Source organism: Bradyrhizobium sp. WSM2254 (assembly GCF_000472645.1).
Classification (GTDB): Bacteria; Pseudomonadota; Alphaproteobacteria; order Rhizobiales; family Xanthobacteraceae; genus Bradyrhizobium; species Bradyrhizobium niftali.
Genome location: NZ_KI421444.1, coordinates 89,806 through 103,890 on the forward strand (window position 1 = coordinate 89,806; position 14,085 = coordinate 103,890).

12 protein-coding genes are annotated in these 14,085 nt (G+C 63.1%); 10 read left to right on the forward strand and 2 right to left on the reverse strand.

What is annotated here, in order from left to right; all coding sequences use genetic code 11:
* Positions 1-99: 99 nt before the first annotated feature.
* From A3M7_RS0138145 to A3M7_RS0138160, 4 genes are all read left to right on the forward strand, one after another.
* Complete coding sequence (locus A3M7_RS0138145) at positions 100-2,853, forward strand: decarboxylase (RefSeq protein WP_027548578.1); 2,754 nt, start codon at positions 100-102, stop codon at positions 2,851-2,853.
* 12 nt (positions 2,854-2,865) lie between these two features.
* Positions 2,866-4,566, forward strand: a complete 1,701-nt coding sequence (locus A3M7_RS0138150) for an aspartate:alanine exchanger family transporter (protein WP_027548579.1) — start codon at positions 2,866-2,868, stop codon at positions 4,564-4,566.
* Positions 4,567-4,597: 31 nt separating this feature from the next.
* Positions 4,598-5,032 (forward strand): hypothetical protein, encoded by a 435-nt coding sequence (locus A3M7_RS0138155; RefSeq protein WP_027548580.1) that lies wholly within the window; start codon positions 4,598-4,600, stop codon positions 5,030-5,032.
* A 169-nt stretch (positions 5,033-5,201) separates the two neighbouring features.
* Positions 5,202-5,672, forward strand: a complete 471-nt coding sequence (locus tag A3M7_RS0138160; RefSeq protein ID WP_084302880.1) for a hypothetical protein — start codon at positions 5,202-5,204, stop codon at positions 5,670-5,672.
* 94 nt (positions 5,673-5,766) lie between these two features.
* Here A3M7_RS0138160 and ppk2 read toward each other — a convergent pair whose 3' ends face one another.
* Both ppk2 and A3M7_RS0138170 read right to left on the reverse strand, forming a co-directional pair.
* Positions 5,767-6,567, reverse strand: a complete 801-nt coding sequence (gene ppk2 / locus A3M7_RS0138165) for a polyphosphate kinase 2 (protein ID WP_027548582.1) — start codon at positions 6,565-6,567, stop codon at positions 5,767-5,769.
* A 43-nt stretch (positions 6,568-6,610) separates the two neighbouring features.
* Positions 6,611-7,063, reverse strand: coding sequence for a hypothetical protein (locus tag A3M7_RS0138170; RefSeq protein WP_027548583.1), 453 nt, complete (start codon positions 7,061-7,063; stop codon positions 6,611-6,613).
* 180 nt (positions 7,064-7,243) lie between these two features.
* Between A3M7_RS0138170 and A3M7_RS0138175 the strand changes: the two genes are divergently transcribed.
* The 6 genes from A3M7_RS0138175 to A3M7_RS0138200 all read left to right on the forward strand — a co-directional run bounded on the left by A3M7_RS0138175 (position 7,244) and on the right by A3M7_RS0138200 (position 14,072).
* Entirely contained in the window at positions 7,244-7,678 is a 435-nt protein-coding gene (locus A3M7_RS0138175) for a hypothetical protein (protein ID WP_049823959.1), read from the forward strand.
* The gene (locus tag A3M7_RS0138180; protein WP_027548585.1) at positions 7,671-8,903 is read left to right on the forward strand and encodes an HlyD family secretion protein; all 1,233 of its coding nucleotides are present in this window, start codon (positions 7,671-7,673) and stop codon (positions 8,901-8,903) included. Before A3M7_RS0138175 ends, A3M7_RS0138180 begins: the two co-directional genes overlap by 8 nt.
* A gap of 125 nt (positions 8,904-9,028) precedes the next feature.
* A complete protein-coding gene (locus tag A3M7_RS0138185) occupies positions 9,029-10,915 on the forward strand; it encodes a HAMP domain-containing sensor histidine kinase (RefSeq protein WP_027548586.1) in 1,887 nt (628 codons plus the stop codon).
* A 121-nt stretch (positions 10,916-11,036) separates the two neighbouring features.
* A complete protein-coding gene (locus A3M7_RS0138190; RefSeq protein WP_027548587.1) occupies positions 11,037-12,707 on the forward strand; it encodes a DUF3300 domain-containing protein in 1,671 nt (556 codons plus the stop codon).
* Positions 12,704-13,621: a DUF2950 domain-containing protein gene (locus A3M7_RS0138195; protein WP_027548588.1), complete on the forward strand. Its 918-nt coding sequence runs from the start codon at positions 12,704-12,706 to the stop codon at positions 13,619-13,621. Before A3M7_RS0138190 ends, A3M7_RS0138195 begins: the two co-directional genes overlap by 4 nt.
* The gene (locus tag A3M7_RS0138200) at positions 13,605-14,072 is read left to right on the forward strand and encodes a hypothetical protein (protein ID WP_027548589.1); all 468 of its coding nucleotides are present in this window, start codon (positions 13,605-13,607) and stop codon (positions 14,070-14,072) included. The genes A3M7_RS0138195 and A3M7_RS0138200 overlap by 17 nt, the downstream gene beginning before the upstream one ends.
* Positions 14,073-14,085 lie beyond the last annotated feature (13 nt).

A 14,085-nucleotide genomic window follows, 5' to 3' on the forward strand; every position in this document is an offset into this window, starting at 1 on the left:
TCATACGGACCGTTGACTTGGATCAATGGAGCCCGCTCCCGCGATACCCACGATCCGTCATCACCTTCGCCTCAAGAGCCTCCAAGGATGGGGAAAGACATGCCCAAGGACGCCAAGCCTGCGCAGCAGCGCATCGATCAGTTCTTCTCCGGGCCCGGCGGACGGGCAGACAATTGGCGCGATCTGGTTGAGGCGGCCAAAGCATGGTCCCGCGGCGGAGATCGTGCGAAGTATGATGCTGCGCTGGCCGATCTCTCCGTGACGGAGGAATTTCACGGCTATCCCGGCCCGCAGCTGATGGCAGCCTTGCGGGAGGCGGCCGCGGCCGGCGATGCGGCAACCTCGCTGGCGCTCGCGACGCGGTTGGCGCAGGCGCTGACGACGAGATCCTTCCGTCAGCATGCGGGTGACTGGAATACGAATGACGAAGGCAACGGCGAGGCGCCCGATCTGGTGCCGCAGATGTTCGCTCAGCATGCGGCGCGCCGTCCCTATTTCGAGACGTTGATCGTCACCGGACTCTCGTCCAGCCATTGGCCTGCGCTCGCCGGCGAATGGCGCAAGCTGCGGCGTCCGGTCGATCAGTTCGTCTATGAACCGGTTATCGTCGGCAGCCTCGAAGACGCTTTTTGCGCCGCTATGCTGAACCCCAATCTTGCAGCGGTCGTCATCAACGAAGGCTTTGCGCTACGCTCGCGCCATGACGCGCCCGTGCTCCGCTCGATGACAGCGTCGGCCGGATTGAACAACGAGTCCGATGCCTCGGCGCTGCGGCTCGCCCATATCATCAAGCGGGTCCGCCCCGAGCTCGACCTCTACCTGATGTCCAATCGCGACGTCGAGGAGATGGCCGGAAATCCCGAGGCCGATGTCATCCGCCGCATCTTCTATTCGGTCGAGGAGCTGCTCGAGCTGCATCTCTCGATCCTTGAAGGGGTGCAGGATCGCTATGACACGCCGTTCTTCGACAATCTCAAGAAATATGCACAACGTCCAATCGGAACGTTCCATGCGTTGCCGATCGCGCGCGGCAAGTCCGTCTTCAAGTCGGACTGGATCCGCGACATGGGCGAGTTCTACGGCCTGAACCTGTTCCTGGCCGAAAGCAGCGCGACCACCGGCGGCCTGGACAGCCTGCTGGAGCCGACCGGCAACATCAAGAAGGCGCAGGACAAGGCCGCACGTGCGCTTGGCGCCGATCGCGTGTTTTTCGTGACCAACGGCACCTCGACCTCGAACAAGATGGCGGTGCAGGCGCTGCTCGCGCCGGGCGATATCGCCATCGTCGATCGCAATTGCCACAAATCGCATCACTACGGGATGGTGCTGGCGGGCGCGCAGCCGCTCTATGTCGAAGCCTTCCCGATGACGGAATATTCGATGTACGGCGCCGTGCCTCTGAAGACCATCAAGCAGGCTTTGTTGGGCGCCAAGGCCGACGGTCGGCTCGACCGCGTCAAGCTGCTTGATCTGACCAACTGCACCTTCGACGGTCACATCTACAATACCCGCCGGGTGATGGAGGAATGCCTCGCCATCAAGCCCGACCTGATCTTCCTGTGGGACGAGGCCTGGTTCGGCTTCGCGCGTTTCTCCCCGTTCCTGCGACGGCGCACCGCGATGGGCGCCGCCAACGAGATCGAAGCCTGGATGCGCGACCCCAAATCGGTTGCGGCCTACGAGAAGCAGCAGGCCGAGCTTGGCAAGAATCCTTCGGACCAGGTGCTGCTCAAGACCCGGTTGATCCCCGATCCGCGCCAGATTCGACTCCGCGTGTACCAGACCAATTCGACCCACAAGTCGATGTCAGCGATCCGGCAGGGCTCGATGCTGTCGGTCAAGGACGTCGAGTTCCACACGGTCGAGCAACAGTTCAAGGAGGCCGTCTTTACCCATGCCTCGACCAGTCCGAACCAGCAGCTCATCGCGAGCCTGGACGTCTCACGGCGCCAGATGGAGCTCGAGGGTTACGGTCTCGTGGCCAATGCGATCGAGATCGCGCTCGCAATCCGACAGGCAGTCAACACCAATCCGCTGATCTCGAAATATTTCCGTATCCTCGGCGCCGACGCCATGGTGCCGGCGCAATACCGGCAAAGCGGGTTCACCGATTATCTGGCGGCCGGCACGAATTGGGCGAGTGTCCTGAAGAGCCTGGACGACGACGAATTTTGCCTCGATCCAACCCGCATGACGCTGGTGTGCGGCACAGCCGGCTTCGACGGCACGCAGTTCAAGGGCCTCCTCGCGAACGACTACAACATCCAGGTCAACAAGACCTCGCGCAACTCGGTGCTGCTTCAGTCCAACATCAACAACACGCGCAGCGACGTGGCACATCTTGTCAGAGTGCTGGCGGAGATCGCCGGCGAGGTCGACCGTGGCCTGACCCAAGGCGGAGCCAATGCGAAGAAGACCTTCGAGGCGCGGGTGAAGAGCCTGATGACCGACGTGCCCGACTTGCCGAACTTCTCGCATTTCCACCAGAGTTTCCGCGGCGATGCCGGCGCCAAGACCAACGAAGGTGACATCCGCAGCGGCTTCTACGCGGCCTATGACGCGGCCGGATGCGAGTACATCCGGCTCGCCGATCCCGAGATCGACCGGCGCCTGAAGGCCGGTCCCGACCTGGTCTCCGCCAGTTTCGTGATTCCTTATCCTCCGGGCTTCCCGATCATGGTGCCGGGCCAGGTCATCACGCAGGAAACCATCGACTTCATGCGCAAGCTCGATGTGAAGGAAATCCATGGCTACGACGCCAAGGAAGGCCTGAAGCTCGTGCGGGCCGAGGCCTTGGCGAAGATCGGCCGGCCCAAGCCCGGCGCGCAGCCGAAGTTGAAGGCCGCCTCATAACAGGGGACGAACATGCAGGGCTTTTTCACCTTCCTGCAGCAGAATCCGTATCTGCTGCTGTTCTTCGTCGTCGGCCTCGCGGTCTATATCGGACGGGCGAGCATCAAGGGCTATGGCCTCGGCATGGTCGCCGGGGCCATCGTGGTCGGGGCGGGACTGTCGGTCTGGGCCTCGACTTACGGCGTCAAGCTCGAGTTGAACAATTTTGCCAAGAGCCTCTTCTACTATCTGTTCATGTACGGCGTCGGCCTGCGGGTGGGACCGTCCTTCATCAACAGCCTGAGGGGCGACGGTCTCAAGTTCTGCATTCTGGCGCTGGTGTCGAGCGTGATCGGACTGACGCTTGTCGTGCTCGGAGCGAAACTATTCGCACTGCCGACCGGCGCGGCCGGCGGCATGCTGGCGGGCTCTCAGACCATGTCGGCCGCGATCGGTTCGGCGGAACAGGCGATCACCTCGGGCGTCGTCAAGCTTCCTGAGGGCATGAAGCCCGCGGATGCGACCGGCATGATCGCGCTGTCCTACGGCATCACCTACATCTGGGGCACCGTCGGCATCATCCTGATCTGCAAATATCTGCCGCGCTGGTGGGGCGTCGACGCCAAGGCCGCGGCCAAGCAGTACGAGCAGGAGTTTGGCGTCAAGGATCTCGAGGGCGGAGGCCTCACCGGCTATCGGCAGTTCGGACTGCGCGCCTACCGGCTCGAAAACCCGGCGCAATTCGGCACGAGCATAGCCAAGTTCCGCAAGGTTAATCCCGAATATCGCATCGTCAACGTGGCGCGTGGCGACGAGTTGTTGGGAGCGGATTCCGACCTCGTGTTGCAGAAGGGGGACGTCGTCGCGCTCGGCGGCTCGACCGCGCATCTGACCGACAAAATGGGCTTGATCGGGCCGGAGGTTGCGGATGCCAAGGCGCTGGGCATTCCCATGGATCAGGCGGACATTCTCATCACCAACAAGAACATGGTCGGACGGACCTTCGAATCCTTCCGCGAAACGGCGATCGCGGGGCAGTTACAGGTCACCAAGGTCGAGCGCGGCGGCGTTCAGATCCCGGCCGGTCTCAAGACCGAACTGCAACGGATGGATATCGTCTCGGTGGTCGGCCTGAAGTCCGCCGTCAACGAGCTCGGCGAGATGTGGGGGCGCATTGCACGGACCAACACCTCGACCGACCTCCTGACGCTCGCCGTCGGCATGATCATCGGCTTCCTGATCGGCATGATCGAGTTTCCGGCCTTCGGCGCCAAGATCGGCCTTGGCAATGCCGGCGGCCTCCTGCTGTCAGGCGTGATCGTCTCGTCGTTGGTCTCCCGGTTGCGCTTCTTCGGCAACACGCCGAATGCAGCGCGGAACGTGCTCGAGGACCTCGGCCTCGTCGTCTTCGTCGCCATTGTCGGCATCAATGCAGGCGCGGGCTTGCTGGCCCAGCTGACGGGGGCGGTGGCGCTGAAGATCTTCATCGTCGGGTTTATCGCCTGCACGATCCCGCCTTTCATCGTCTGGGCGATCGGCTTCCACGTTTTCAAGATCAACCCGGCCGTGCTGATGGGCGGCGTCGCCGGTGCTCGTTCGCATTCGGGGCCGTGTCGCGAGGCCGCGGTCGAGATCCAGAGCTCAGTGCCGTGGATTGGCTTCCCGGTCGGTTACGCCGTCTCGGGCATCCTGCTCACGGTATTCGGTTACTTCGCGATGATCCTGGCTCAATAGACCAACGCAACAACCAAGGGGAAAGAACGTCATGAGGAAATTTGCCATCGCCGCCGTCTTGATTGCCGCGACCGCCGCCGCTGCCGGCTTCAGCACGCCGTCGCGTGCCGAGACCGGGCAGGTGGCAGTCGTCTTCACCAAGGGCGGCTTCATCGTCGGCGTCGGCGGTGGCGAAGGTGTTCTGCTCCTTCGGGGCAAGAAATATCCCTTTACCGTATCCGGCATGAGCGTCGGGTTCACGATCGGCGCCTCGACCACCAAGCTGGTTGGCCGCGCTCTCAATTTGAAGGGACCGGCATCCATCGAAGGCTCCTACGCGGTGGGCGGAGCAGGCGGCGCCATTGCGGCGGGCGCGGGAGCCGTTCAACTGCAGAACGCCAACGGCGTGATCCTGCAGCTCAGCGGTCCGAAGGTCGGCGCCGAAGTGTCCGCGGCCGTGGGTGGTGTGACGATACGTTTGAAATAGACGCGAAGCGATCGGGCCGCCTCAGCGCGGCTCGATGCGCGGCGGCTCCTCTCATCCAGGCCAAGCGCAGGAGATCGCAGCTCGGAATGCCGTCGGGTGCCGCCCGCGATTCGCGAGGCATCGTCGAAGGGCGGATCACGGCACCCCCAATCTCGAGGGAGGACTAGCCATGCTTCGTTATCTTCTCGCAGCTGTTGCGGCCTTCGTTCTTCTCACCGCCACGCTCATTCCCGATGATGCCTACGCCCGTCGTGGCGGCGGTGGAGGAGGCATGCGGGCCGGGGGCTTCCACGGTGGCGGTTATCGTGGCGGCGCGGTTCATGCCGGCCGGATCCACGGCGGTGGAGGACACGGCTATCGTGTCGGAGGCCCACGACCGAGCCATCCGATCGCCGGTCGTCCGGGCCGTCCAGGTTACCCCGTTGCCGGTCGGCCAGGCCGTCCCATCGCCGGCTATCCGGGCCGTCCGGTCGCTGGTTATCCCCGGTATGGCTACCGCGGTGCAGCCTACGGTGCTGCCGTCGGGGCGGCTGCGATGGGGGCCTATGGATACTACAACAACAACTACAATAATGGCTGTTATCAGGACACCTACGGCAATTGGGTCTGTCCGCAGTATCCTAACCAGTATCGATACTGAGAACGCGCTGCCGACGGTCGGGACGGTGGTCCGTTAGCAGTGATGGCTCAGGCGTCGAGCGATCGAGCCGCGTCATGGCACGGCCCGATCCTCGTCAATACCGCTCGGCGACGAAGTTCAGCCCGCGCAAGCCTGCCCGGTCATTGTAGCGTCCCTTGTCGGACCGCCTCGGCAGCTTCACCTTGTCCTTCTTGATGCGCTTGTGGGGAATCGCCTTCAGCAGATGCGCGATACAGTTCAGCCGCGCCCGGCGCTTGTCGTCGGAGCGGATGATGAACCACGGTGCGTGTTTCGTGCTCGTCTTCCTGAGCATCTGGTCGCGGGCTCGCGAATAGTCGTACCAGCGCCGATACGATTCCAGGTCCATCGGGCTCAGCTTCCACTGTCGGACCGGATCGTCTATGCGGGCCCTGAATCGGCGCTCCTGCTCGTCCATTCCGACCTCGAGCCAGATCTTGATCAGGACGATGCCACCGTCGACGACGTACTTCTCCATTTGAGGACAAAGCGAGAGAAATCGCTCGTGCTCGGCGGGCGTACAGAACCCCATCACATACTCGACGCCGGCGCGGTTGTACCAGCTCCGGTCGAAGATCACGATCTCGCCGCCGGCGGGAAACTGCTCCATGTAGCGCTGGAAGAAGAGCTGCGTCTTCTGTCGGTCGGATGGAGCCGGCAATGCAACCACGCGGAACACACGCGGGCTGACCTTTTCGGTGATAGCCTTGATCGTACCGCCCTTGCCGGCGGCGTCGCGGCCTTCGAACAGGATGATGACCCGCAGCCTGTTCGCTCTGACATAGTCCTGGAGATGACACAGCTCGACCTGGAGCTTCTCCAATTCCTTCTCGTAGTCCTTGCGCTTCATCCGTTCGGCAGGCTTGTCCTTGGCCATGCTCGCCCTTTCGCCGTGTCAGGTCTCACGTGGCGTCCCGCGCTCAATCACCCCAGGAAATCGTGATGCCGATGTCGCCCGGCACGCCGCCGGGAAAATCGATGACCTGATAGGCGATGCGATAGCCACGCGGCTGCAGATGGTCGGTCCAGAGTTGGAAGATTTCTTTCGGGATGCCGGTCAATGTGCTTTCCCAGCCTTTCTCCATCTGATTGATGGCGCGGCCCTTGTCCGTGCATAGCGTGTTGGGGAAGCGATAGACCAGAACCTCGGTCAAGCCGTTTCGCACCGCACGCTGGATAATCGTCGAGGCAAGCTTGACCTTCTCCTCTTCGGTCTTGCCAGAGGGCTTGCTGAGGCGTTCAATCAGGGCCCGTTTCTCGGCTTCGGCAGCGGCGGCAAGCCGCGCATATTCGTCCGCCTTCTCGGCCTCCTTGAGGGCTGCTTCCTTGCGGATCTGCGTGGCACTGGGGATCAGGTCATCGATGCCGGGCATGGCGGGCGGCTCCTGTTGGGCTGTTGTGCATCAGCTTTCAGGCGAGGCTAGGTAGGGCCGCTCCGGGTCCGTTGATTCAGATCAAGCAATTGCAAGACCCGGTACCGACACTGCATTCGCCGCATTGACGTGAACACGCGGGCCGAAGAGGAGAGACCGTTGAGCGAGCAGCTTCACCCGATGGCCCCGCATCATCTGCCGTTCTATCTCGCGCCGGGAAGCGGGGTGGATACGCTGATGGTCGTGATGGGCATCTTCCTGATCGGCACCGTGCTCTGGGTTGGCACGCTCTATTGGAAACTGCACAGCCTGCCCGAGCGGATGGCGCACAAGTCGCAGAAGCTGCAATTCGAATTCGTCGCCGTACTCGGCCTGATTTCGCTCTTTACCCATATGCACATCTTCTGGGTCGCGGGCCTGCTGCTTGCGCTCATCGACCTTCCCGATTTCGGCACGCCGCTGCGCAGCATTGCGGGCTCCGTCGAAAAGATCGCCGATGCGACGCCGGTTGAAACCGGGGACGCGCTGGCGGAGTCCTCATCGGTTCGCGAGGCTGGTCTATCGCCGCCCGGACAGCCGGGGCCTGCGAAGGAGAAGGAGCGCAGCCATGTTTGAGCTCATGTTCTGCTCGCTCCTCACCATTTTGCCCGACTATCTCTACCGCCGCTATGCCCAGGGCAAGCGTTTCGGCAAGGAGATCACCTTCTTCTCGGTCTGGTACGAGCTCAGATGGGGCATTACCGGATGCCTGATGCTGACGGTCTCGCTGATCACGATGATCTTCTATTTCCATCCCTCCACCACTTCGGCCGCGCTCTACTTCCGCACCGTGCCGATCCTTCCCGAAGGGTCAGGGCGGGTGGCCGAGGTGAAGGTCGACTTCAGCGCACCGGTGAAGCAGGGCGACGTGCTGTTCACGCTGGATAGTTCCAGGCAGAAGGCTGCGGTCGAGACGGCCACACGCAAGGTCGCCGAGGTCGATGCGTCGTTGTTGGCGGCGCAGTCCGACGTGGTCAAGGCCGAAGCGCAGATTCAGGACGCCAAGGCCAACTACCAGCAGGCCAAGGACGAGCTCGACACCAAGTCCGACCTGCAGCGCCGCAATCCCGGCATCGTGCCGCAGCGCGACATCGAGAAGCTCCAGGTGCTGGTCGATCAGCGCCAGGCCGGCGTTGACGCGGCCACTGCTGCGAAGCAAACGGCGAGCTTGCAGGTAACGACGCTCATTCCGGCACAAAAGGCGAGCGCCGAGGCAGCGCTGGCTCAGGCCCAGGTCGATCTTGACAAGACAACGGTTCGCGCCGGCGTCGACGGCCGCGTCGAGCAGTTCCTGGTTCGCCCAGGCGATGTCGTCAACCAGTTGATGCGGCCGGCCGGCGTGCTGATCCCGGAAGGCGCCGGCCGCAAGGCTCTGCAGGCGGGCTTCGGCCAGATCGAGGCGCAGGTGATGAAGGAAGGGATGGTGGCAGAGGCGACCTGCATGTCAAAGCCCTGGGTCATCATCCCGATGGTGATCACGACGGTGCAGGACTACATCGCCGCCGGCCAGTTCCGCTCCGGCGAGCAGTTGATCGATCCGCAAAACATCGCGCGCCCCGGTACCATCCTGGTCTTTCTTGAACCGCTCTACAAAGGCGGCCTCGACGGCGTGACGGCGGGCAGCAGCTGCATCGTGAACGCCTATACCAGTAATCACGAAGAGATCAGCGCAAAGGACACGGGCACCTTCCGCAAGATCGCGCTGCATGTGGTCGATGGCGTCGGCCTCGTGCACGCGTTGCTGCTACGTATCCAGGCACTGCTGTTGCCGATCAAGACGCTCGTCCTGAGCGGGCACTGATGCGGGGCGTGTCCGCCTACGATCGGGTCACCACGCGCTGCTGATGCGATGGCGCGAGGACGATTGGCGCCTGGACAATTTGCGCTAGAGTGTGGCCAGTAGGCGGCTACTCTCCTGGAGAAAGCATGAGCGGGCGCATCGCTACGGCCCCGGTCAAGGTGAGCTGGCTGATCGTCGTTGCACGGTTCAGTCTATGTCTGCTGGTCTGGGCCGCTCTGCTGCCGGCGGCCCTTGCCGCCGATCGCAACGAACCCAAACGGCTCCTCCTGCTCCATTCCTTCGGCCGGGATTTTCGTCCCTGGAGCGAATATGCCCGGAGCATCAAGGCCGAGTTCGAACAGCAATCCGCGTTTCCACTCGACATCCAGGAGCACGCGCTACTGACGGCCCGGTTCAACAATCCGGGACCGGAAGAGCCGTTTGTCGACTATCTGCGCTCCCTGTACCGCACCAGTCCGCCCGATATCGTGATGACTCTCGGAGCACCGGCAGCGCGCTTCGCCCAGAAATATCGCGAGCAGCTTTTCCCGGATACGCCGCTGGTGATGACGGCGGTCGAGGAACGGCAGGTGAACCGGGCGGCTTTGACCAAAAACGACGTCGTCGTTCCGGTGCGCAACGACTTCGGAGCATTCTTCGGCAGCATTCTTCGGGTGTTGCCGGAAACCCGGACCATTGCCGTGGTCATCGGCGCATCGCCTATCGAGAGGTTCTGGCTCGACGAAGTCAAACGGGAGGCTAAGCCCTTCGAGAACCGGATCGAGTTCATCTGGTACGCAGACCTGTCGTTTGAAGAGATATTGAAGCGGGCCTCCACGCTACCACCACATACGGTGCTGTTCTGGCAGCTGATGTCGGTCGACGGTGCCGGCGTCGCCCACGAAGGCGATCTGGCCTTGCGCAGGCTGCACGCCGTCGCCAACGCGCCGATCTTCTCCTATCAGGAAGCATTTTTCGGTCGTGAAACCGTCGGCGGCCCGATGCACTCGATAGCCGAGTCCAGCAAGGCAACTGTCAGCGCGGCGCTCCGAATCTTCGCGGGCGAGAGGCCGGGCGATATCAAGATCGAACCGATCGGATTTGCCGCGCCGAGATACGACTGGCGCGAGATGCAGCGTTGGGGCATCAGCGAGAGCGATTTGCCGACGGGAAGCCAGGTTCTGTTTCGCGAGCAGGGGCTCTGGGAAAGATATCGCTGGCAAATGGCAATGATCGCAGCAGCGTTCCTGGTCCAGTGCGGGCTGATCAGCGGGCTACTCCACGAGCGTCGCCGGCGTCGACTGGCGGACGTCGAGTCGCGGCAGCGCCTGGCGGAGCTCGCGCATCTCAGCCGCTATGCGGCCGCCGGCGAGATGACGACCTCCATCGCGCACGAGCTGAACCAGCCGCTCGGCGCGATCCTGACCAACGCCGAGACAGCGGAGCTCATGCTGAAGAGCGCCTCGCCGAACCTCGATGAACTCAGAGCCATCCTGGCCGACATCAGGCGCGACGATCAGCGGGCGAGCGAAGTGATCCGACGGCTGCGCAGCATGCTGAAAAAGACGCCCTTTGAAGTTCGATACATCGAACTGAACGATACCGTGGGGGATGTCATCGGGTTCGTCGCAGATGTGGCCAAGGGACGAGGCGTCGTGTTGAACTACGTTCCGGCACCGGCCGAACTTTACGTCCGGGGCGATCCGATTCACCTCCAGCAGGTTGTGCTCAATCTCATTGTCAATGCCCTGGACGCGATGTCCGAAATTCAGGCCGGCAAACGCGAAATCAGTGTAACGACGAACGTTTCCGGTGCCTGGGCGGAGATCCGGATCGGTGACACCGGCGCCGGCATCGCGATGGATGATCTCAAGAGCATTTTCAATCCGTTTTTCACCACCAAGCCGCAGGGCATGGGCATGGGCCTGGCGATCGCCCGGACCATCGTCGAGGCGCACCACGGCACGATTTCCGCCGAGAACGCGCCCTCCGACGGGGCGCTCTTCAAGATCAAGCTCCCGATCGCGCGCTAGGCTTTCGCGTTGCAGCAGTACGATTAACGCAACCGGCGCGCAGCCATTTCCCTTGATCTTTGTCAAAGAACGATCGGGCCGCGGATCGATCCTCCAAATGGTGACTCCGATGGAGGGTGTGATGCTTCGTTGTGCCAGGACCGTGATCGCGCTCGCGCTTTTGATGGCCATCCCGGCCGTCGCCTCGGCGCAGACGGCCGACAAACCTGCTGCTCCAAGCGCTCAAGCGCAGCCGGCAAGCCAGGCTCCGCCAAGCGCCGAACTCCTGAAGCCCGAGCAGCTCGAAGCGCTGGTGGCGCCGATCGCGCTTTATCCTGACGAGCTGCTGGCCAATGTGCTGGCCGCGTCGACCTATCCGCTGGAAGTCGTGCAGGCCGATCGCTGGCTGAAAGAACACAAGACGCTGAAGGGCGATGCGCTCAAGACCGAGGTCGAGAAGCAGGCCTGGGACGACAGCGTCAAGGCGCTCGCCAGCACGGCGGACGTTCTGACGATGATGAATGACAAGCTCGATTGGACCAAGAGCCTGGGTGACGCCGTGCTCGCGCAGCAGCCGGACGTGATGGATGCGATCCAGCGATTGCGCACCAAGGCCTATGACAACAAGAAGCTCGTCACGACCAAGCAGCAGAAGGTCAGTGTTCAGACGCAGGAAGACAGGCAGGTGGTCGTCATCGAACCCGCCGAGCCGGGAACGATGTACGTGCCCTACTACGAGCCAGCCACCGTTTACGGGGACTGGCCCTACGCGGAGTACCCGCCGTATTACTTCGGCTATCCGTCCTATATCGGCGCAGGCGTGGTCGCGGCGGGCCTCGCGTTTGGGACCGCCTGGGCGATCGGACGCTGGGGCAATTACTGGGGCGGCGGCTGCAACTGGGGCAACCGCAACGTCTATGTCAATCACCGGACCACCAACATCGCAAATGGCTGGCAGCACAATCCGGCGCACCGCCAGGGCGTGCGTTACAACAACACCAATGTTCAGCAGCGTTTTGGCAACAACAATCTGAAGGCGGGCGCCGCGGACCGGATGGACTTTCGTGGCCGCGACGGCCAGCAGGTCCTCAAGGATCGTCCGGGCGCCGGTGCCGCTGATCGCGCGGGCGATCGTGCAGGAGATCGAGCGGGTGACCGCGCTGGCGACCGTGCGGGTACGCGGGACCGGCCCGGTGGCGGCGATCGCGCCGGCGCCGCGGACCGCGCCAAGGGGAGTGCGAAGGGCGGAGGCGATCGAGCCAAGGGTGGTGGCGACCGCGCCAAGGCCGCCAACCGCGGCAGCGCCGGTGGCGGCAATCGCGCAGCTTCTGCCAATCGCGGTGGTGGAGGCAGCCGCGGCGGTGCCATGAACGTTTCCTCTGGCAGAGCGGCTGCAGCGGCTTCCGCCCGCGGGCGGTCGAGTATGGCGAGCATGCCCCGCGGTGGCGGTGGGGCGAGCTTCGCCGGGCGTGGCGGTGGCGGCATGTCTGCCGGAGGCGGCTTCCGAGGAGGCGGTGGCGGCGGACGGGGAGGCGGCGGCGGCCGGCGTTCCGATATCGCGTTGAAGCACGACGTCGTCTTGCTCGGCTATCTCGCCAATGGGCTCGGCTACTACCGCTTCAGCTATCTCGGCAGCAACAAGGCCTATGTTGGTGTCATGGCGCAGGAGGTCGAACGCGTGAACCCGGAGGCGGTGGCCCGCGGCAACGACGGTTACCTGGTTGTCTACTACGACAAGCTCGGATTGAAGTTCCGCACCTACAGCGATTGGCTCGCCGGCGGTGCGAGGATCCCCGCGGAGATCACGCCATGATCGGTCTGAAGTCACTTCATCGCGCGGCGTTGCCGGGCATCATGGCGCTGGTACTGCTGGGTTCGTCCGCGCTTGCGCAGCAATCCTTTTCTACGCCCGAGGATGCAGCGGCAGCTCTTGCCGCAGCGGTCAAGAGAGGTCCGGGCGATATTCTCAAGGTGCTCGGCAGGGCTGCCGACGACATCGTCTCGTCCGGCGACGAGGTCGCCGATGCAGATACACGCCAGCGCTTCACGTCGATGTATGATGCCAAGCATTCGATCAAGACGGAAGGCAACAAGAAGGCCACGCTGATGCTGGGGCCGGACGACTTCCCGTTCCCAATTCCACTCGTCAATGCAAAGAGCGGCTGGGAATTCGACACGGCCGAGGGACGGATCGAGGTGCTCTATCGTCGCATCGGCCGCAACGAGCTCGACGCGATCCAGACCGCGCTCGCCTATGTCGATGCCCAGAATGAATATGCCGAGAAGGATCGTGGTGAGGGCGTGGGCGTCTATGCGCAACGCATCGTCAGCAGCCCGGGCAAGAAGGACGGCCTGTTCTGGCGCGACGACAGCGATCCGAGCCCACTCGGTGCACTGGCGGCGGACGCCTCAGCCGAAGGCTACAAGGCCGGAAGTGTAGGGCCGAGCCCATATCATGGATACTTTTTCCGAATCCTGAAGGGGCAGGGATCGGATGCGCCCGGCGGTGCTCTCAACTACGTCGTCAAGGGCAAGATGATCGGTGGTTTCGCCCTGATCGCCTGGCCAGCCGAATACGGCAATTCCGGCGTCATGACCTTCCTGGTCAATCATGCCGGCACCGTCTACCAGAAGGATCTGGGAGAGCGCACCGAGTCTATTGCCCAGCGCACCACGCTGTTCGATCCGGACCAGACCTGGAAGAAGGTCGATGCCGCAAAACCCTGAGAGCAGGCGAGCTCGTCCGCGCGCGATCGCCGTTTGCTTGATGGCGATCGCACTGCTCGCGTTCGCCATTCCGGCGACGCCGTCGTATGGGCAGGCGAGCGGTCAGGTCCGGGTCAAGATCGTGAAAGCGGGCCTGCTGATCGGCGGCGGCGCGGGCAACGGCGTCTTGACCTATCGTGGTCGCGATTATCCGTTCAGCGTATCCGGCGTGAGTTTTGGCATCACCGCCGGCGCGACCGTCGGCCGGCTCGATGGCCGGGCCTCGGGCATCCGCGAGGTCGGCGACTTCGCCGGGACTTACAGTTCGGTCGGCGGTGGCGCTGCCCTGGTCGGCGGCATCAATGGCGTCCACCTGCGCAACGAAAAGGGCGTGACCATCGTGCTGCAAGGCCCCAAGGCGGGCATGGAGTTCGCCGCCAATCTCAGCACAATCACGATTTCGATGAGGTGAGGCGATCTTGAAA